This is a genomic window from Pseudomonas sp. AF03-9, from assembly GCF_020515815.1.
Classification (GTDB): domain Bacteria; phylum Pseudomonadota; class Gammaproteobacteria; order Pseudomonadales; family Pseudomonadaceae; genus Aquipseudomonas.
In genome coordinates this window covers 68,808-87,375 of record NZ_JAHPJF010000006.1, presented here as the reverse complement: position 1 = coordinate 87,375, position 18,568 = coordinate 68,808, and the positions used below count along the sequence as shown (strand labels likewise).

The 18,568-nt window shown below is 57.9% G+C and carries 15 protein-coding genes and 1 other RNA gene; 6 read left to right on the top strand and 10 right to left on the bottom strand.

All coding sequences use genetic code 11. The features are described 5' to 3' along the window. Positions 1 to 64 precede the first annotated feature (64 nt). The 5 genes from LIY36_RS11445 (at position 65) to qatC (ending at position 6,045) form a co-directional block, all read left to right on the top strand. Positions 65 to 622 carry a hypothetical protein gene (locus tag LIY36_RS11445; RefSeq protein WP_223543431.1) on the top strand — a complete coding sequence of 186 codons (558 nt, stop codon included), beginning with the start codon at positions 65 to 67 and terminating at the stop codon, positions 620 to 622. After that, positions 619 to 1,785 (top strand): GIY-YIG nuclease family protein, encoded by a 1,167-nt coding sequence (locus tag LIY36_RS11440; protein WP_226455743.1) that lies wholly within the window; start codon positions 619 to 621, stop codon positions 1,783 to 1,785. Before LIY36_RS11445 ends, LIY36_RS11440 begins: the two co-directional genes overlap by 4 nt. 290 nt (positions 1,786 to 2,075) lie before the next feature. Next, complete coding sequence (locus LIY36_RS11435) at positions 2,076 to 3,986, top strand: KAP family P-loop NTPase fold protein (protein ID WP_223543403.1); 1,911 nt, start codon at positions 2,076 to 2,078, stop codon at positions 3,984 to 3,986. Positions 3,987 to 4,222: 236 nt separating this feature from the next. After that, a complete protein-coding gene (locus tag LIY36_RS11430; protein ID WP_223543402.1) occupies positions 4,223 to 4,738 on the top strand; it encodes a hypothetical protein in 516 nt (171 codons plus the stop codon). Next, positions 4,717 to 6,045, top strand: a complete 1,329-nt coding sequence (gene qatC / locus LIY36_RS11425; RefSeq protein WP_317850336.1) for a Qat anti-phage system QueC-like protein QatC — start codon at positions 4,717 to 4,719, stop codon at positions 6,043 to 6,045. The genes LIY36_RS11430 and qatC overlap by 22 nt, the downstream gene beginning before the upstream one ends. Here the strand turns inward: qatC and LIY36_RS11420 are convergent. The 9 genes from LIY36_RS11420 to LIY36_RS11380 all read right to left on the bottom strand — a co-directional run bounded on the left by LIY36_RS11420 (position 6,022) and on the right by LIY36_RS11380 (position 17,004). Continuing rightward, complete coding sequence (locus LIY36_RS11420; RefSeq protein WP_226455741.1) at positions 6,022 to 6,345, bottom strand: hypothetical protein; 324 nt, start codon at positions 6,343 to 6,345, stop codon at positions 6,022 to 6,024. The genes qatC and LIY36_RS11420 overlap by 24 nt on opposite strands. Beyond that, positions 6,342 to 7,322, bottom strand: a complete 981-nt coding sequence (locus LIY36_RS11415; protein WP_226455851.1) for an integrase domain-containing protein — start codon at positions 7,320 to 7,322, stop codon at positions 6,342 to 6,344. Before LIY36_RS11415 ends, LIY36_RS11420 begins: the two co-directional genes overlap by 4 nt. Continuing rightward, positions 7,300 to 7,659: a hypothetical protein gene (locus LIY36_RS11410; protein WP_226455740.1), complete on the bottom strand. Its 360-nt coding sequence runs from the start codon at positions 7,657 to 7,659 to the stop codon at positions 7,300 to 7,302. Before LIY36_RS11410 ends, LIY36_RS11415 begins: the two co-directional genes overlap by 23 nt. Continuing rightward, a complete protein-coding gene (locus tag LIY36_RS11405; RefSeq protein ID WP_223543398.1) occupies positions 7,643 to 9,043 on the bottom strand; it encodes a YfjI family protein in 1,401 nt (466 codons plus the stop codon). Before LIY36_RS11405 ends, LIY36_RS11410 begins: the two co-directional genes overlap by 17 nt. 1,028 nt (positions 9,044 to 10,071) lie before the next feature. Beyond that, entirely contained in the window at positions 10,072 to 11,328 is a 1,257-nt protein-coding gene (locus LIY36_RS11400) for an integrase domain-containing protein (protein WP_226455739.1), read from the bottom strand. A 187-nt stretch (positions 11,329 to 11,515) separates the two neighbouring features. Further along, positions 11,516 to 11,912: a transfer-messenger RNA gene (gene ssrA / locus LIY36_RS11395) on the bottom strand. A gap of 101 nt (positions 11,913 to 12,013) precedes the next feature. Continuing rightward, positions 12,014 to 12,292 (bottom strand): hypothetical protein, encoded by a 279-nt coding sequence (locus tag LIY36_RS11390; RefSeq protein ID WP_226455738.1) that lies wholly within the window; start codon positions 12,290 to 12,292, stop codon positions 12,014 to 12,016. Positions 12,293 to 12,428: 136 nt separating this feature from the next. Continuing rightward, positions 12,429 to 15,239: an FAD-binding and (Fe-S)-binding domain-containing protein gene (locus tag LIY36_RS11385; protein ID WP_226455737.1), complete on the bottom strand. Its 2,811-nt coding sequence runs from the start codon at positions 15,237 to 15,239 to the stop codon at positions 12,429 to 12,431. Between the two features lie 70 nt (positions 15,240 to 15,309). Further along, entirely contained in the window at positions 15,310 to 17,004 is a 1,695-nt protein-coding gene (locus LIY36_RS11380) for a lactate permease LctP family transporter (RefSeq protein WP_226455736.1), read from the bottom strand. Positions 17,005 to 17,265: 261 nt separating this feature from the next. Here LIY36_RS11380 and LIY36_RS11375 point away from each other — a divergent pair, with 261 nt between their 5' ends. Then, on the top strand, positions 17,266 to 18,033 hold the full coding sequence (locus tag LIY36_RS11375; RefSeq protein ID WP_192298934.1) for a GntR family transcriptional regulator: 768 nt from the start codon (positions 17,266 to 17,268) through the stop codon (positions 18,031 to 18,033). Between the two features lie 38 nt (positions 18,034 to 18,071). Here the strand turns inward: LIY36_RS11375 and smpB are convergent, their stop codons facing one another. Continuing rightward, positions 18,072 to 18,554: an SsrA-binding protein SmpB gene (gene smpB / locus LIY36_RS11370; RefSeq protein ID WP_192298933.1), complete on the bottom strand. Its 483-nt coding sequence runs from the start codon at positions 18,552 to 18,554 to the stop codon at positions 18,072 to 18,074. Positions 18,555 to 18,568: the final 14 nt, after the last annotated feature.

The following is an 18,568-nucleotide window of genomic DNA, read 5'->3' as shown; positions in this document are numbered from 1 at the left end:
AGCTTATTAGCGACTTGTTTTAGCTTGATTGGTTTTATTAATGTCGGTGTCGGGGATGTAAAGGATGGCGCAAGAGCGATTTTGGAAAGAACTTCATGAATTGAAGTTCAATATTGGTTTCGTTCAGCGGCTCTTGCTTGAAGCTGAGGCAAAAGAGCGCCTCATTAAAGCAGTCATAGCAATAACTTCTAGCGCAAGTATCGGTGCTTGGGTTGTCTGGAAAGAACTGGCTGTGCTCTGGGGTGCTATTATCGCAGGCTCACAGGTGCTCTCAGTCATCTACCCTTTACTCCCCTACGCGGATCGTCTCAAAACGTTTTCGTTGATGCTTAAAGATCTTGAGCTTTTATTTATTGAGGCTGAGCATAAGTGGCAATCTGTTGCGGACGGAAGCATGTACGCTCAGAAAATAGATAGTGAGCGCACACTGCTGCACAAACAGAAGAGCAATATTTTAAATAAGTATATGCCTACCAGCATTTTTCCGGAGAACCCTAGGTTTGCTGACCGGGCTGAGCAGGATGCGGCAAACTACTTCTCTCGCTACTACCCTGAAGAGTATGAACCCTCCAAATCGTTCGGCACCACAAAAGAAGCCGCTAAAGATGGAGCGCTAACATGAATGATGACGACCTACTGGATGCTCTAGGGGTAGAGGTTCCCTCTCTCAAAACAGTCACTCGAACCCCTCGTGAAGAACGCATCATCGCTGGTTTCGAGGACATTCTGCGCTTTTATCAGACCCACGGTCGCGCGCCACTGCATGGTGAAGACCGTGATGTTTTCGAGCGTTTGTACGCCGTACGCCTGGATCAGCTGCGCAAATTACCGGAAGCGCAAATACTACTGGCTGAGCTGGATGGCCCCGATCTACTGACCGGGACCGTAACGCTGGATGTGAATGACCTAGATGAGGACGCCTTGCTGGCCGAGCTGGGTATTGGCGGTGAACCCGCAGACCAGGACGACATCACCGTGCTTCGTCATGTACGCTCCAGCACTGAAAAACGTGCAGCTGAGGAAATCGCCGACCGTACGCCATGTGCGGATTTTGACAGGTTTCAACCACTGTTCGAGCTGGCTGAAAGGGATCTGAAATATGAAGTTCGCAAAACCTTGCGCTTTGGTCGCGATGCCAGCATTGAATCGGGGAACTACTTCATTGTCGGCGGGCAGTTGGCCTACGTGGCGGAAATCGGCGAAACCATCAAGGCGCCCAATGGCGAAAGCGATGCACGCCTGCGTGTCATCTACGCCAACGGAACGGAAAGCAACTTGTTGCGTCGTTCGCTCCAACGGGCGCTTTACAAAGATGAAACCGGTCGGCGAGTAACCGATCCGGACATGGGACCGTTGTTTGGCAATGCTTCAGAGCCCGACGATATTGAAAACGGGACAATTTATGTGCTGCGGAGCCTGTCTAGCCACCCATTTGTCGCCGAGCACCGCGAGCTGATCCACAAGATCGGCGTGACCGGCGGCAAAGTGGAGACGCGCATTGCTAACGCGCAAAAAGATGCGACCTATCTGCTGGCCGACGTTGAGGTTGTCGCCACCTACAAGCTGCATAACCTGAACCGCACTAGGCTAGAAAACATCTTCCACCGTCTGTTCGGTGGGGCTCAGCTCGACTTGACCATCGAAGATCGCTTCGGCCATCCGGTCAAGCCAAGGGAGTGGTTTTTAGTACCTCTCCATGTAATTGACGAAGCGGTTGAGCGCATTCGGGATGGGTCGGTTACCGATGTGGTCTACGATCCCCACTCGGCTCGCCTGGTCAGCTAAAGACACTGATGAGGTATAGCGATTACTAGATCGATGCCGCGCGCAAACGCGCGATATCGATCTAGTCTGATCCCGAAACTCCTCTGGGCGTCCGCTAAATTGTTCTGCTAACTGCAAGTGGCGGTACTGCCGATGTCAGTATGGTATGCACGATATCTACAGGTCCCGGCTTTCGCGCCGCCACTCGTTCTGCTTTACGTTTTCTCGTTCCTGAGCTTTTGCCTGCGACTACCCCGCCCGCCCGCCCGACGGACTGACAGGAAGGGTGTTATCCACTAGATGTCTAAATAGTGGCATTGAATCGCTTTTTAACGAATGATGGCGGTTATGAAGGCGATGCTGCGTGTCTGTGGCAGAAAGTCCAGCTCGTAAGCAAGGGATGGTCCGCAAGCAAGGAGGCTCAGATGTGGGCTGATGTCGATACAAAAAACGATTTTCTGAATTACTCAGAAGTGGCGGATCTGGTTGTGGACGTCATCCGTGATCCGTCCATGCGTCCGGTTACAGTAGGCGTGTTCGGTTCCTGGGGTACTGGGAAGTCCACGCTGCTCAATCTGATCGAGCATGGACTGAACCCCCCTCAGGGAGCATCTGAATTCGTCGTCGTTCGTTTTGACGCCTGGTTGTATCAGGGCTTCGATGACTCCCGCGCCGCGCTGATGGAGGTCATCGCCTCCACCCTTATTGACGCTGCCGAAGAAACCAGCTTTCTACCTGAGGCGAAGAAGCTTTTTGCGCGGGCTAACAAAATGCGAATGCTTGGTCTCATGGTCGAAGGCGGAGCGCTTGCTTTTGGTATGCCTGCTTTCGGTTTTGGGGCGAAAGGGGTGGAAGCTCTGGGGAAGCTCTTTTCCGGTGAAGCGGATCATGACTCGTTAGGAACTCTCAAAGATGAAGGTGGTAAGGCGAAGGACAGCTTTACCGGGCTGCTTGGCCCAGAAAAGCAGCAAACTCCCCCCAAACAGATCGAGGCGTTCCGGAAGGAGTTTTCAGATGTCCTCATCGGTCTCGACAAAACGTTGGTCGTTTTTGTCGACAACTTAGATCGCTGCTTGCCCAAGCAGACGATCCATACCTTGGAGGCTCTGCGTCTATTCCTCTTCATGAACCATACGGCTTTTGTCGTGGCGGCAGATGAGGAAATGGTTCGCCATTCGGTCAGTGAACATTTCAAAGATCCTGGTGATCGTCATGTCACTGATTACTTGGACAAACTTATTCAAGTGCCTGTTCGTGTGCCAAGGTTGGGCGTTCAGGAAGTTCGGGCGTACCTATTCATGCTGTTTGCCTCGGCCGGTAACAAGGTCCCTGGCGAGCGCATCGAGGCCTTGAGAGTCGGACTTGAAGATAACTTGCGCAAGGCATGGAGAGACGAGCCCATCAGCACAGAGAGGGCCTTGGAGCTGCTGGGCTCTAATGTGCCAGTGGAAGTTGCCGAAGCTTTGCCGATTGCTGATCGAATTGCGCCAATGCTCGCAAGCTCCAGCTCCGTGTTGGGTAACCCCAGGATCGTGAAGCGTATGCTCAACGTCGTTCGAATGAGGGTACGGGTAGCGGCACTGCGTGAAATGCCTGTAGACGAGGCCCTAATCGCCAAGGTGGCTCTTTTTGAACGTTGCATGGAGGAGAAAGCGGTCGCCCATCTTTACTCGATGATCAATGGTGCTGCCGGTGGCAAACCTGAAGTGCTGGCCGAACTGGAGGGCCTGCTGGAAGACCCCGTGAAGTTTGCGGGGGCTTGTCCGGATTTATGGACCAAAGTAGATCTCGTGCGAGATTGGATCAGGCTTGAACCGCAGCTTTCGACTGTAGACCTTCGTCCGGTCGTTTATCTGAGCAGGGAAACCACTCCCTTACGGGTGTTGCGTGCAGGTCTTTCTGCTGATGCAGCCGAAGCGCTTGCCGTGCTCAAACGGACGTCCAACACCTCGTCGCCCTCTGCCAAAGCTGTTCTACAGACGATCTCCGGCGGTGAGCAGGCGGCCGTCATGACCCAGCTGATTGAATCGATGCGGGCGCATTCTGAGTGGACAAGCAAGCCTGTTGGCTTCGACGGTGCGCAGTTGCTTGCCGAAAAATCGCCAGAAGCCGGTGCACTGCTGTCGGACTTCATTCACACCGTTATGCCGGACAAAATTCGGCCTTGGCTCAGCAGCAAGCTTAAGGGCGCGAGCTGGTACAAGGAGCGGGAGAAGAAATAATGGGAACCTCTACGTCAAGCAAAGGGCCTGGGGGCAATTCTCCATTTGTGCCAGGGTGGGTGGACACCGACGGGCAGCAGGTACCGGAAGCTCCTCCGCAGCGATTTAAAGACTTCCGTACAAATCTGGGGAGATTCGTCTCCACAGGAGACGGTGATTACCTTCGGTCTGCGATAAGCAGCTATGCAGGCGGTGCAACCGGTGGCAGTGGCATCGGACCTGCCCGGTTTGGCTCCATGGCCGGAGCTGGTGGAGCCTTATTTGGTGCGATGGCCGCACTGAGGGAAGGGCAATCCCCCCCGGGACTGGATCTCGCTGCGTTGAACGGCCAGGACACGGACATTGCTATCGACATGCTCGTGCAGGCGCTTGCCACTGAGGACGGCGATTCTGATCGCGTTCGGGTTGCGATGAACGAGGCGCTCTCTGAATGCCTAGAGGGTTACCAAGAGTTTGATTTCGCGAGCATCACTGACGAGATGCTTGTACAGATGATGCTGGTGTACGTCACCAAATGCGTGTTTGGGCAAGTGGTGCTCGATTCGAACGATGCATTCGCAAAAGCTGAATCACCTGGCCAAGTCGAGCAGGCCGAAAAGGAACTGTACTCCCTCGTTGAGTCGGTGACCGACAAGCACATGCGTCCCTTGTTGGGAGGCAGCCTGAAAGCGTTCTCCAGCACTCAAATTGAAAAGATTCAGATGGCCGCCATCCGCGAAGTGTGGAGTGAATGGGAGGCGTACCAAGAGTGACAGACCTCATTTTCCATCACGAAGTTGATCAGCTTCGCTCGCAAACGGCTAATGGAATTCCCGTACTGATGTACGGCAGTCGCCCACCGGCGCGGGGCACTTGCTCTATCGGGGGGCCGGTTCGCGCCGCAGTGAGGCGTTTGGGTGCTCCAGTCAGTAGAACCGGGTTCGATTTGTTGACCATAGCCATGGCTATAACGGCCGCAGATACTTTTGTTGATAAAGCAGAAGCTGATGATGGTTGGGCACGGGACCTTCGTTTATTCATCCCTATCGCTGATCCGCAACTTTGGCAGCCCGCGATACCGCTTTTACAGAAGGCTCTGCATTTCTTAAGCGGCGATCTTTGGGAGATCATCCTATTGCCTGATGGACCCAGGCAGCTCACATCTCAGAACCGTGGTCGCATCACCGTTATGGCCGGCCACGATTGTGTCAGTTTGTTTTCGGGGGGTATGGATAGCGGCATTGGAGCGTTGAATTTATTAGCTGAGGGCAGACGCCCATTGCTGATAAGTCATGCATACCGGGGTGACTCGGAAAAGCAAATCATGGTTCGGGATCATCTACCGGTGGAGGTCTCAAGATTCGCTGCGGTGGCAAATCCGGTGTCCTTGACTGGGAGAAAAACCGATGTGCAGATGCGCACTCGAAGCTTCAACTTCCTCGCCTATGGTGCACTGGTTGGAGCCACACTGGCGCAGCTACGAGTCGCTGGCACACCAGTAGAACTCTTCGTTCCCGAGAACGGGCTCATTGCGCTGAACCCTCCAATGACTGCTCGCCGCATTGGCGCGTTGAGTACTAGGACGACGCACCCACATTTTTTAGGTCTATTCCAACAAATCCTGGACACGGTTGGCCTGCCTGTACGAGTCGAGAATCCGTACGCGCTTCAGACGAAGGGAGAGATGCTTTCAGGGTGCTTAGATCAAGCGAACTTGAGGATCCTGGCATCGGAAACGGTATCGTGTGGTAAGTGGAAGCGGACACACCAGCAGTGTGGTAAGTGCGTCCCGTGCATCATCCGACGCGCCTCGTTCCACGCTGCCGGAATAACGGACGGCACCGCGTACCATGCCAAAGGAGCGGATCTGACTTCAGTAGTTCGGGATGCGAATGCCAGAGATGACCTGATGGCCATGATCCTGGCGGCCCGCAGATTGCCCGCAGAGGATGTCGCGAAATGGGTGCGTCAATCCGGCCCGCTTCCACTCCACCGCCAGTCTCGTGATTATTTAATAGGTGTGGCCACCAGAGGCATGGGAGAGGTTAGAAACTATCTATGGTCTCTTGGTCTGCTCTGAAGGGGGGACTGTAATCTCGAGATGCCAGATCAGCAATTCGCGGTCGTTCCCTAATCTCTTCCAGATTAATAGGGTGGTGAGTCGATAGTAATACCGGGTGGTGTCGGAATGGTCTTTCAGGTGCTGAGCGAGAAACCAGCGCACATGCTTGAGCTGCCAGGTCCAGGGATTATCTCGCTGCCATCGCTGTTGAATGGCCGCTTGCATGGTACGGGCTTGCCGTAGGTGGCGTTGCTGAGTGGCCTTAGAACCGGTCAGTACGCCGCTCAGGAACAGCGTCATATCGAAGGGCTTGGTCACGCTCTCCCTCCAATGTAGGCCGAAACCACATCGATCCGGTTATGCCCGAGTTCAACGCTGATTTGTTGGCGCGCCTGCTGATCAAGGGCGCGGTCAATGCGATAGCAGTGACCACCATTGACCGGTGCGGCGTGGCCAGTGAGCTGCTCGTAACGTTCGCAAGCGTAGGCCGCTCGCAGTTCATGGAAACCCTTCAGCCCGTGTTCATGCAGCGTTTCGCGGGCGGGGAATACAGTCTGTTGCAGGAACACGGAGTAGCTTTCGTCTCGGGCCAGCAAGTTGCGGCTGTGGGTCGGCGACGCATGACAGGCCAACTGCAGCGCCGCCTTCACCTCTGCATTGGCTACGACCCATCGCGGCGCTGAAGCCCCTGAACGACCGCCTTTGGTGCCGTCCTGGATGTTGATGCGGCCTAAGTGTTCGGCTTCGCGCTGCAGTCGTGGCAGGTCAGCCAGGATCGCTTCGCGCAGGCGCATGCCGGTTGCTCGGGCCAACAGGACAATCGCGGCCACCCGCTCGTGGTGCTGTTCGCCGAGCACCTCCACGACTCGTTGAACCTGTTGGCGGTTCTGGCCGTCCGGCGCGCGGGTGCGTACGCTTGAGCGCTGCTTGCCTAACGCCTGGCTCGGACTGGCGATCCTGACATCCTGATCACCGCGCAGCGCCGCGAGGGTACGGTTGACGCTGCTCAGGCGGTTCTGCGCGGTAGCGATGCAGAGTTCACCTTGCTGGATCTGCTGGCGTAGATACGCGGCGTAGTCATGCAGCGTCTGTCGATCAATCTGGCGCGCATCGTTGTAACCTGGGCCGTCCACTGATCGACACCAACGCACGAACGCTTGCCAGCGATCGCTATGTGCTTTGACCGTGGCGAAATGGCCGCCGGCAAACAGATCGTTGAGCGCTTGTGGACCGGCGTAGCTCAGTTGGCGGCCATAGCCAAAGTTGCGTCCATCACGCCGACCGACCAGAGCCATCATCATCACCGTTTTCGTTGTCTTGCAGGTAGAGCAGTAGGGCTTTCCAGTGAGGGCTGAGCCTGTCCATCTGTCGCCAGTGTGTCGGGCGGATCAGAAGGGTGTTCTCTTGGTGTTGCAGCAATGCCCCTTCCTCACGCAGTTGCTCGATCAGCAGGGCGAGGTTGTCAGGGTCAATTGGTGGTGTGGCGACAGCGGCGACAGTGGCGACAACCCGCGTCGTTTCTGGCCTGGCACGTAGCGACAGGTTGGCGACAGAGGCGGCGACACGTCGCGATTCTAGTGGCGATTGATGTTGCGCCTGGTAGCGGCGCACCGCGTCATTGAGGCGAAACATGGCGGACCTCGAAAGTTTTGGCATCGCGACTGTTCAGCCAGTTATGCGTGATCAGCTCGACGAGCAGTGTGGCGGTGTGATGGCTGCTCTTGCGGGCAAAACGAGGGCCGTTGCGATTGAGGTCGCGGATGGTAAATTGGGTCCAGCCTTTTTGCGTCAGCCAGCGCAGCAGTCGATCCGCTTCCTCACGTAAAGTGTTGATTGGCTCTTGTTCGGTCAGGCGTTGGATCTCCGCCAGGTAGTAATCCATCAGTGTTGAGGCGCGTTGAATATGGGCCTCACTCACTACATTCGCATCTTCAATTACCGCGAGCACACCGGCGATGCGCAGCACATTCGCCGCCGCTTTTCCTGCGACGGATTGGACACCCGCCAGCTCACCGAACTCGCCGGACTGGCATTCGATGGTGTCGTGAATATCAATCCAGGCAGTGCGAGCGCTGGGCGTCAGTTCCAGTCTGGCGGGGTTAAGTGAACCGTCTTTGTGCAGCGACAATGGCTTATCCAGTAGGGCGGTGATGCGCGTTTGGTAGCGCTGGACCTTGGCATCTCGCGTCAGGTCGACTGCCTTGTACAAGCGCCGACCGACCAGACGTTCGGGCCAGCTGATCAGGCAGCGGCCGAGGATGCCTTGGCCATTGATCACCGGGTCTTTGAACAGCTGGTTGGCCAGGTAGGGCTGCAGCATCAAATGCAGGCTGAGGCGGCGATCATAGGCACGCAGGCTTTCCCCAACCATGGAGCGCGCCCGGTCGATCGGGCTGCCATCCCACAGTGTCGACAAGGTGGTGATCGCCTTGAGCAGATTCTCTTTGCTCATGGTGCTGCTGCCCAGGAACTGGCCACCTTCATCATTGAACAAGCCCATGCTGGGCAAGCCCTGGCACAGGCTTTTGATCAGAGCCTCAATGGTGGGCTCGGCAATGATCAGCCTCGGCGGTACCGGCTCAGATAGTTCTCTGCCTTCCGCCTCCGCGTGTTTCTTTGAGGTTTTGGGTTTGGCCATGATGCTGGTAGCGGCGCGATAAGCTTTGAGCTTTTCCGCATACAGGGTCCACTGCTGTCGTTCCCATTCGCGCGCCGTCTTCAGTGCCAGATGATCCACCGCGCTTTTGCGATCACCCGAGGACGCCACCGTCAGTAGGTAAAGGGACAGCGGATAAGTTCGGCCGTCGAGTTGGACATTGGCATGACCCTGGCTCACCAAGGCAGTGGTAGCCAGCACCGATTGCGCGGCCATGGCGCAGGGCACGCCGATCACTTCGGCCAGTCGTTGGACCGTAGGGCCCAACAGTTCTCCGAGGGCTTCGACGGGGTAGGGCAGTGGCGCCTGCTGGTATTCCAGCAATGGTTGTGGTGGCTCGAACGCTTCGCACAGTTGCATCGCTATTCTCCTCAGATTATCGACTTCGTCCTCACTCATCCCGCCACGGTTGTTGAGTGTTATCAGGGATCAAGGCCCCTGCGACCTGTGAGGGTTGTCCTCTCACGCGGGACTGGCGGCTCCTTACGACCGGGAGCTTGGGCATCTCATGATCTGGCCTCCTGAGCACTTCCGAAGAAGTGGGCGGGTGGAGGCTGCACTGGCTGACGAGACCGGCCGCGAGATCCTGAGTCAGGTGAAGGCAGTGAGGCGATGACTGGGGCATGCCTGACTGTCAGTCAGGTGCAGTCCATTCCTTGGGCTGCGGCACCATCATCGGCATCGCTGTGGCGAGTGAGCATTCGGTGTTTGTCACGCCGATTGTCACGAGGGGGAAAGCCGCAAAGGCCCGTGTTAGAAGGGCTGCAGCAGTGGTAGGAGCGCCCGTCTCTTTAGGGGGCAAAGAGACGGGCAACAGGTTGGCGCAAGGAAATGGCCAAGCGGAAAGGTTGCTGCAGGGCAGCTATAAAGGGGTATGAGTTGCCGCAGTGGCACTCTGGTAGAAGTAGGCATCCATCACATCACTGTGAGCGTGCGAGCCGCCGGACGCTAATCGCACTTGGGGGGAACCACCACGATGTGGCGTAGCCTCAAAGGTTCTGGCTACCTGGGTGCTGTCGAGGACAGCGCTGGTACGGTTCTGGTTTAGCGCTCGTTCTGTTGGCGGTCAACCGTATTTTGGGGGGGACTCTTGCGTCCATTGGTAGCGCTGGAAGACCTTGGCGGCCGGTGGTTTTCCATGGCCGGGTGGTCGTTCGTCGGTTTTTAATGTGAGCCCATGCGAGTGGGAATGCGGAGCCTTCCCGCTCGCGTGGGCTTGGCCGAGAAAGCCCCAAGATCTAGGCTTGCAATGGCGACAGTCGCCACACCAGTCGCCATGCTGCAGACCAGGAATTACGCGGGTTGTCGCCAGTGTCGCCGCTGTCGCAAAATCAACCATCACTCTATCTTGGGCTCATTTTCGGTTACCTGCGGCGTTCGGTGAGCGCTCACCGTATCGGCACGACGTTGTGGTCCCTGGTTTGATTGATCGCAGATGCCGACAGGTTGCCAGTGGCCGCTTTCTGGATGTGCTCACTCCACCAAGCCATCATCGGACGCCGGCGCTCGATGTAGTCCGCTCGGTTGTAAGCGCTTCGGACTTCGTCCTTGTCGACATGCGCCAGCGCGACTTCGATTAGCTCCGGATCCCACCCATGTTCGTTCAGGATGGTGCTGGCCATGGAACGCATGCCGTGGCTGACCAAGCGGTCCTGAAAGCCCATGCGTTTCAACGCCATGTTGGCGGTCTGACTGTTGGCGTGGGTGCGCGGGTTTCTATCTGCCGGGAACACGTATTCCCTGTGGCCGCTGTGGAGCTTGAGCGTCTCCAGTAACGCGAGTGCCTGTTCGGTCAGTGGGACGGTGTGCGGACGACGCTTTTTCATGCGCTCCGGAGGGATGGTCCAGATGCGTTTGTCGAAGTCGATGTCTGCCCATCGGGTGGTAGCCGCTTCGGCAGGGCGGGTCATGGTGTGCAGTTGCCATTCGATCAGGCAGCGGGTGATCCGCTTGATGCTGGCGTTTGCGATTTCGATCATGAGCTCGGAAAGCTCATCGGGTCGTAGCGCGGCCATGTTCTGTTTCTTGGGTTTCTTGAATACTGCGCGAATGCCACTGAGGGGGTTCGCAAAGATCAGTCCTGAATTGACCCCATAGGTCATGATCTCGTTGAGCCGTTGGCTCAATCGCTTCACTGTCTCGAGGCTGCCTTTGGCCTCGATTGGGCGAAGCAGTTCGATGACCATTGGTGCGCTGATTTTTGAAAGCGGCGTTGCTTTCAGGTCTGGAAATACATGCAGCGTGAGCGACCGCCAAATGTCCTCGGCGTAGGCCGGCGTGACCGAGTCTTTCTTAAGCTCGAACCAGGCGGTGGCCACGTTCTCGAAGGTATGTTCCGTTTCTGCGCGCTTGGCCTCATTCAGCGTATCGCGCTGCACCTTCGGATCGATGCCTTGGGCGAGCAGCTCGCGTGCTTCGACCGCCATCTTTCGGGCGTTCGCCAGCGAGAGCTCTGGGTAGGTGCCCAAGCCCATGTTGATGCGGTTCTTGGTCACCGGTTCACGGTAATTGAAATTCCACAGCAGAGAGCCGTTGCTGCGTACACGGAGTTGCAAACCGTCACCGTCGGTGAGGACGTAATCCTTGGACGCGGGTTTGACTTCCTTGAGCTGTCGATCAGATAGACGGAGGGCTGGAGCAGGCATGAGATTTTCCTCAGGCACTGATTTGGTATTCCAAAGGTTAGCACCGAATGGGTTGGAATACCGTTTGGAATACCCGAATGGCTGGAACTCAAAAAATATCAGAAGACCGCAAAAGCGCTGGAGGCCGCGTATTTACTGGATCGCAGGCACAAAAAAAGACGTCCGTGGACGTCTTTAGATGATGAAGTGGTGGAGCCGGGGGGATTTGAACCCCCGTCCGCCAGTACTCCGCTGTCGGTACTACATGCGTAGCCGTTTCTATTAAGTTAACCCTCAGCGACCCGAAGGGCAGGGTGCTTTGGGCGAGTTGTGTAAGTTTTAGCCGCTTCGTCCACAACGTACTGCACGGCGATTCTGTTCTATATGACAATCACTTTGGGTTTACAGACATCCCCTGGTGATTGCTGGACCCGAAGGTACCAGAAGCTCAGGGCTAAGGCTGCTTACGCAGCGAGAGCGAATTCCTGGCCGTAGTTTTCGTCATTGGCAACTATAAGAAGTTGCAACAGTGGATTTACGAGTTCTGTTACCAACTCGGCATGCACCTAAAGTTTCGCGACCGGCGTCGAATCCTAAACGGCCCCGTGCTTGTAACTCGTTGTTTCATAGTGAGTGACAAGCCTGTGCAGTGTACGCCAAACAGCGCGGGAAGGCCAACCCGAAGGTTGGCCTCACGGCTGTGGGATTATTTACCGCCTTTGTCGAGGTCTTGCAGGTCTTGCAGCGCCTTGCTGGTGATCTCGATGCACTTTTTCTCATCGCCGGCAGCGTGGGCGGCTTTGGCCTGGGCGACGGCGGTGTCGATTTCGCCGCTTTTACCGCTGGAGTCGGTGGCGAGCAGCGCTTTGCCGTTGTTGATTTTGTTGAGGTTGATCTCGCAGAGGTCTTTGTCACCGGCGGCGAAAACAGGGGAGGCCAGCATCGCAGCGGTGATGAACAAGCCAGCAAGAGCGGAACGCTTCATAGGGTATCTCCTCGCAAATAGGGCTCGACGCTGCTGGCGTTCAACGGCTGCCAGCGACATCACTGATGAGCCTCGTTCGCCGAGGCCTATCTAGATGACTACGCGGGTGCGCGGGGGTTCTGTTTTTTTTGTCGGATCAATGGGCGCGTGCCTGTGTGACACGATCCACGAGGTACACGAGGCCGTGGTAATTGATACCGCCATGCTGGCTCAGGCCGATCTCGCAGGTGCGGCTGGTGGAGATGCCTTCGCTGCAATGTTGCACCGCGTCTTTGAGGGAGCGCAGTGAGTGGGCGTTGAGTTGCGGCGTGGTAAAGCCCTTGTCGCCGGCAAAGCCGCAGCAATGGATGCCTTCCGGGATGATCACCGTGTTGGAGCAGCGTCGGGCCAGGTCGATCAGCGCTTGGCTTTCGCCCAGGTGTTGGGTGCTGCAGGTGACATGCACGGCGATCGGTGCGTCTTGCGGCGTGAAGTCGAGGCGGTCCATCAAGTGGGTGCGGATAAAACGCACCGGATCGTAAAGGTCCAGGCGTGTTTCGCCGAGGTCTTGCACCAGGCGCAGGGTGCATGGGCTGGTGTCGCAATAGATCGGGTCGAGCCCGCCACGGCTGGCGTGGAGCAGGGCGCCAATGAGTTCCTGGCGTTTGTGTTCGGCTTGTTCGGCGTAGCCTTTGGAGGCGAAGGGCTGGCCGCAGCACAGGCTGTCCTGGTTGTCGGGGAAGACGACCTGGTAACCGGCTTTTTCCAGCAGGCCGCGGGTTTTGTCGTACAGCGACATCTGCTCTTTATCCCCGGCTGCCGGGCCCATGGTGCGTGAGACGCAGGCCGCGAGATAGACCACGCGTGGCCGCTCGTCGGTCACCGGCGGACTGAAGCGGATAGCCTTTTCCGGCTGCGGCATGGCGTTGGTCCATTGTGGGATTTGCCCCTTGGACAGCCTGGTCACCGTGGCCGACAGTTTCGCCAGGCGCGGGGCGCCCAACAGCATGCGTGCGCCATTGGCCACGTGCAGGGTAAAGCGCGCGCCTTGCAGTGCGGTGGCGAAATGGGTGGCGAGCCATTCGGCGGTTTTCGTGCGGTCGGCGTCGCGACTACGCAGCTTTTTCACCAGGTCGCCGGTGTTGATTCCTACAGGGCAGCGCTGGGCGCACAGGCCGGTGGCAGCGCAAGTTTCGATGCCTTGGTAGTGGTAGGCCGCTTCCAGTTCGGTGGTGTCGACGCCAGCGCGCTTCTTCGCCTGGATGTCGCGCCAGATCACAATGCGCTGGCGCGGGCTCAGCGTCAGCCCTTTGGACGGGCACACCGGCTCGCAGAAGCCGCACTCGATGCACTTATCCACAAGCTCGTCGGCGGCGGGCAGCGGTTTGAGGTGTTTGAGGTGGATCTGCGGGTCTTCGCTGAGTACCACGTCCGGGTTGAGGATGCCGTTGGGGTCGAGCAGGCGCTTGAGTTGCCACATCAACTGATAGGCATCGCTGCCCCATTCCAGTTCGACAAACGGTGCCATGTTGCGACCCGTGCCGTGCTCGGCTTTCAGCGAGCCGCCGAATTCCACGGCCACTAACTGGGCGACGTCATCCATGAACGCTTGATAGCGTGCGACTTCCTGCGCACTGTTGAAGCCTTGGGTGAATACAAAGTGCAGATTGCCTTCCAGAGCGTGTCCGAAAAGGATGGCTTCATCGTAGTGATGTTTGTCGAACAGTTCGATCAAGCGGTTCACACCGATGGCCAGTTGTTCGACGGGGAAGGTTACGTCCTCGATGATCACTGTAGTGCCGGTTTTGCGCACGGCACCCACTGCTGGGAAGGTGTCTTTGCGGATCGCCCACAGACGGGCGTTCTCCACGGGGTCTTCGGTAAAGTCGACCTGTTTTTCCACCGCAAATGCGGCCAGGGACGCCATGATCAATGCCAATTGCTCGTGCAGCAGTGACGGCGAAGCGGCGCGGGATTCGATCAGCAACGCGCAGGCATTTTCCGATAGGTGTTGTACGAAAGCAGGCATGCCCGGTTTGTTCTGTACCGAGCGCATGCTGCGCCGGTCCAGCAGTTCAACGGCTGAAACTGGTTGGGTTTTCAGTACCGTTACCGCGTTGCAGCAGGTTTCCACATCCGGGAACACAATCAGCGCCGAGGCTTTGTTCGGATGGTCGACCACTGTGTCGTAGGTTACTGCGCTGATAAAGCCCAGGGTGCCCTCGGAGCCCACCAGCAGGTGGCTGAGGATGTCCAGCGGTTCGTCGAAATCCACCAGGGCGTTGAGTGACAGGCCGGTGGTGTTTTTCAGACGGTATTTGTGGCGGATCTTAGCCGCCAATTCAGCGTTTGCCCGCGTCTCGCGCCCCAGTGTCGCCAGGCGCTCAAGCAGTGGGCCGTGTTGTTCACGAAAGGCCGCGATGCTGCTTGCGTCTTCGGTATCCAGGCGGCTGCCGTCAGCGAGTACCAGGCGGATGCCTGCGAGGGTGTGATAGGTGTTTTGCGCCGTGCCGCAGCACATGCCGCTGGCGTTGTTGGCAACGATGCCACCAATTTTGCAGGCGTTGATCGACGCCGGGTCCGGCCCGATCTTGCGCCCGAATGGTGCCAGCCACGCGTTGGCCTGGGCGCCGATGACGCCAGGTTGCAGGCGGATTTGCGTGCCTTGCCCGCGAATCTCGCGGCCGTTCCAGTTGTCGCCCAATACGATCAGCACGGAGTCGCTGATGGCTTGCCCGGACAGGCTGGTGCCGGCTGCGCGGAAAGTGACGGGGACGTGGTCGCGTTGGGCCAGTTGAAGCAGTGCGACGACTTCGTCTTCTGACTCCACACGGATAACCAGCTGTGGGATCAGTCGGTAAAAGCTGGCGTCAGTGCCGAAGGCGAGGGTGGAAAGTGGGTCGTCGAAGCGTCGATCCTGTGGGATCAGCTGTGCGACATCGCGCAGAAAAGCAGCAGGCAGGCTCATCGGTCCTCCAGAAATAGCTGACGCCGGAACCGTGGTCCGGCGTCGATTCTTACTCTATTGCGTGCAGGTCTTAGTGCACCAGCATACCGGTGAACCAGTAGGCCTGGGCCAGGGTGATCAGGCCGACGATGGTGGCAAAGAACAGGCTGTGCTTGAGTGTGAAGCGGAACAGGTCTGACTCTTTGCCGACCAGGCCGGTGGCGGCGCAGGCCACGGCGATCGATTGCGGCGAGATCATCTTGCCGGTGACGCCGCCGCTGGTGTTTGCCGCGACCAGCAGGGTGTCATTGACGCCGATCTGGTGTGCGGTGGTGGCTTGCAACGAGCTGAACAGGGCGTTGGATGAGGTGTCCGAGCCTGTCAGGAACACGCCCAGCCAGCCGAGGAATGGCGAGAAGAACGGGAATGCCGCGCCCGTGCCGGCCAATACCAACGCCATTGTCGAAGACATGCCGGAGTAGTTGGTGACGAAGGCGAAGGCCAGCACCATGCCGATGGACAGGATCGGCCAGCGCAGTTCGTAGAAGGTCTCTTTCAAAGTGGTAAGACCAGTTTTGATATTGATCTTCAGTACCAGCATCGAGATCAGTGCGGAGAAGAAAATCGCCGTGCCGGTCGCCGAGATCGGGTCCAGCTTGAACACTGCCGGGATCGCGGTCGGATTGGTCACGATGGGGGCGACCTTCACTACCATCTGGTCCAGGTGCGGAATCGCGAAGTTGAAGACCCAGCTGTACATCGAGCCGCCCGCAGCGAACATGGCCTTGAACGGTTTGAGGGTCCAGATAGTCACCAGTACGGTGAGGATCAGGAACGGCGACCATGCCTTGAAAATTTCCCCCAGGCTGTAGGGCGATGCAACCGTGGTGCGTGGTTGACCGAAACCGCCGGCACTGGCGGTGACAGTGGCGCTGGCGGTGGCGCCAGCAATCTGCGCGCCCGCGGTGCGCTTGGGTTGCCAGACCTTCAGGAACAGGGTCAGGGAAATCAGACTGGCCAGAGCCGAGGTGATGTCCGGCAGTTCCGGGCCAATGAAGTTGGATGTGAAGTACTGCGTGATCGCAAAGCTCAAGCCTGCGACCAGTGCCGCGGGCCAGGTTTCGCGAACGCCGCGCAGGCCGTCCATCATGAACACCAGCCAGAACGGTACGAACAGCGACAGTAGCGGCAGTTGGCGACCAGTCATGGCGCCGATTTTGAACGCGTCGATGCCGGTTACCTGGCCTGCCACGATGATCGGGATCCCCAGGGCGCCGAACGCCACGGGTGCGGTGTTGGCAATCAGGCACAGGCCGGCCGCGTACAGCGGGTTGAAACCCAGGCCCACCAATAGCGCGGCGGTGATCGCCACGGGCGCGCCGAAACCGGCAGCCCCTTCGAGGAAGGCGCCGAAACAGAAGCCGATCAGCAGCACTTGCAGGCGCTGGTCGTCGGTGATCGACAGGACCGAACTGCGGATGACCTCGAACTGGCCGCTCTTGACGGTCAGTTTGTAGAGGAATACCGCGGCGACGATGATCCACGCGATCGGCCACAGGCCATAGGCAAAACCGTAACCGGCCGCGGCGAACGCCATGTCCACCGGCATTTGGAAGGCAAAGATCGCCACCAGGATCGAGAGGGCCAGCGTGATGCTGCCGGCTACGTGGCCTTTGAGGCGAAACACGGCCAGGGCCAGGAAGAAGAATACGATGGGAATGACGGCGGCCAGTGCGGACAGGCCGAGGCTGCCGAGCGGGCTGTAGAGCTGTTGCCAAGTTTGCATATGGGGTGGCCCCTAATTGTTGTTGGTCAGGCACTGTTTAGTCGATTTGGATAATTGGTAATACCAATTTACAATCGCTGTTGGCTAGGTTAAAAGCCTTCGGGGGATGTGTCAATTTGCCGCCTGCGAAACTTTCGTCGTATGAAGTTGGGCGAGGGGATCTGATCGGATAAATCCGAGGCGCTCTGATAGGTGCTGCAAGCGCTGCGATAGGCGAGAATAGAGGGCCCGGCGAGTGGTCGGGATGGTGGAGAGTGAGTTATGGGGTTTGATCAGGTGCGTCAGCGCCGTTTGTCCGACGATATTGTCGAGCAGCTTGAGGGCATGATCCTTGAGGGCACGCTGAAGTCGGGCGAGCGCTTGCCCGCCGAGCGCGCATTGGCGGAGCGGTTTGGCGTGTCGCGACCGTCGTTGCGCGAGGCGATCCAGAAGCTCGCGGCCAAGGGGTTGCTGGTCAGTCGCCAGGGCGGGGGTAACTATGTCGCTGAATCGTTGGGGTCTACGTTCAGTGATCCGCTGTTGCACCTGTTGGAGAACAACCCCGAGGCGCAACGGGATCTGTTGGAGTTTCGCCAGACGCTTGAGGCGTCATGTGCGTATTACGCATCGTTGCGTGCCACCGAGGTTGACCGTGAGCGGCTGACAGCGGCGTTTAATGCGTTGCAGGATTGCTACTCGCGGGTCGATGAGGTCAGTCGGGCGGAGGAGGGGGCGGCGGATGCGAGCTTTCACCTGGCGATTGCCGAGGCCAGTCATAACGCCGTGTTGCTGCACACCATTCGCGGGCTGTTCGATTTGCTCAAGCGCAACGTGGTGACCAATATCGGTGGGATGTATCAGCAGCGTACGGAAACCCGCGACATGCTGATCAGTCAGCACCGGGATTTGTATCTGGCGATTATCGAGGGGCGGGCCGAGGCGGCGCGTGAGGTTTCCACGCGTCATCTGCAGTACGTGCAGGAAGTGTTGGAAGAGGTGCGTCAGGAGGTTCAGCGGGTTGCGCGGGCTGAGCGGCGTAAAGGCATGTAGCCAAGGGTGATGCACCCAAGGCTACATCGCTGCAAGGATTACTCTTCCTTGCCCTTGTTGCGCACGGCGCGGTGCAGCTCGCGATTGGAGTCGCGTTCACGCTCGGTATCGCGCTTGTCGTATTCCTTCTTGCCCTTGCCGAGTGCGATCTCGCATTTGACCAGGTGCTTGCTCCAATACCAGGACAGGCAGACGCAGGCATAGCCTTTCTGCTGTACGGCGGCGGCGAGTTTTTCCAGTTCGCGCGCATTGAGCAACAGTTTGCGCGTGCGCACCGGGTCGGCAATCACGTGGGTGCTCGCGGTGGTCAGCGGGGTGATATGACTGCCCAGCAGCCACGCCTCGCCATCCTTGAGCAGCACGTAGCTGTCGACCAGTTGCAGCTTGTTGGCACGCAGACTTTTTACTTCCCAGCCGGCCAGGACCAGACCAGCCTCGAACCGATGTTCGATGAAGTAATCGTGTCGCGCCTTTTTATTTTGCGCGATGGTCCCTGTGGGGTGTTTCTTTTGTTTAGCCATAGGGGCTGCATTAT

Coding starts and splice junctions, on each gene's coding strand:
- LIY36_RS11445 (WP_223543431.1), top strand. CDS start 65: ATGGCGCAAGAGCGATTTTGGAAAGAACTTCATGAATTGAAGTTCAAT.
- LIY36_RS11440 (WP_226455743.1), top strand. CDS start 619: ATGAATGATGACGACCTACTGGATGCTCTAGGGGTAGAGGTTCCCTCT.
- LIY36_RS11430 (WP_223543402.1), top strand. CDS start 4,223: ATGGCCGGAGCTGGTGGAGCCTTATTTGGTGCGATGGCCGCACTGAGG.
- qatC (WP_317850336.1), top strand. CDS start 4,717: ATGGGAGGCGTACCAAGAGTGACAGACCTCATTTTCCATCACGAAGTT.
- LIY36_RS11415 (WP_226455851.1), bottom strand. CDS start 7,322: ATGGCTCTGGTCGGTCGGCGTGATGGACGCAACTTTGGCTATGGCCGC.
- LIY36_RS11410 (WP_226455740.1), bottom strand. CDS start 7,659: ATGTTTCGCCTCAATGACGCGGTGCGCCGCTACCAGGCGCAACATCAA.
- LIY36_RS11405 (WP_223543398.1), bottom strand. CDS start 9,043: ATGCAACTGTGCGAAGCGTTCGAGCCACCACAACCATTGCTGGAATAC.
- LIY36_RS11400 (WP_226455739.1), bottom strand. CDS start 11,328: ATGCCTGCTCCAGCCCTCCGTCTATCTGATCGACAGCTCAAGGAAGTC.
- LIY36_RS11390 (WP_226455738.1), bottom strand. CDS start 12,292: ATGAAGCGTTCCGCTCTTGCTGGCTTGTTCATCACCGCTGCGATGCTG.
- LIY36_RS11385 (WP_226455737.1), bottom strand. CDS start 15,239: ATGAGCCTGCCTGCTGCTTTTCTGCGCGATGTCGCACAGCTGATCCCA.
- LIY36_RS11380 (WP_226455736.1), bottom strand. CDS start 17,004: ATGCAAACTTGGCAACAGCTCTACAGCCCGCTCGGCAGCCTCGGCCTG.
- LIY36_RS11375 (WP_192298934.1), top strand. CDS start 17,266: ATGGGGTTTGATCAGGTGCGTCAGCGCCGTTTGTCCGACGATATTGTC.
- smpB (WP_192298933.1), bottom strand. CDS start 18,554: ATGGCTAAACAAAAGAAACACCCCACAGGGACCATCGCGCAAAATAAA.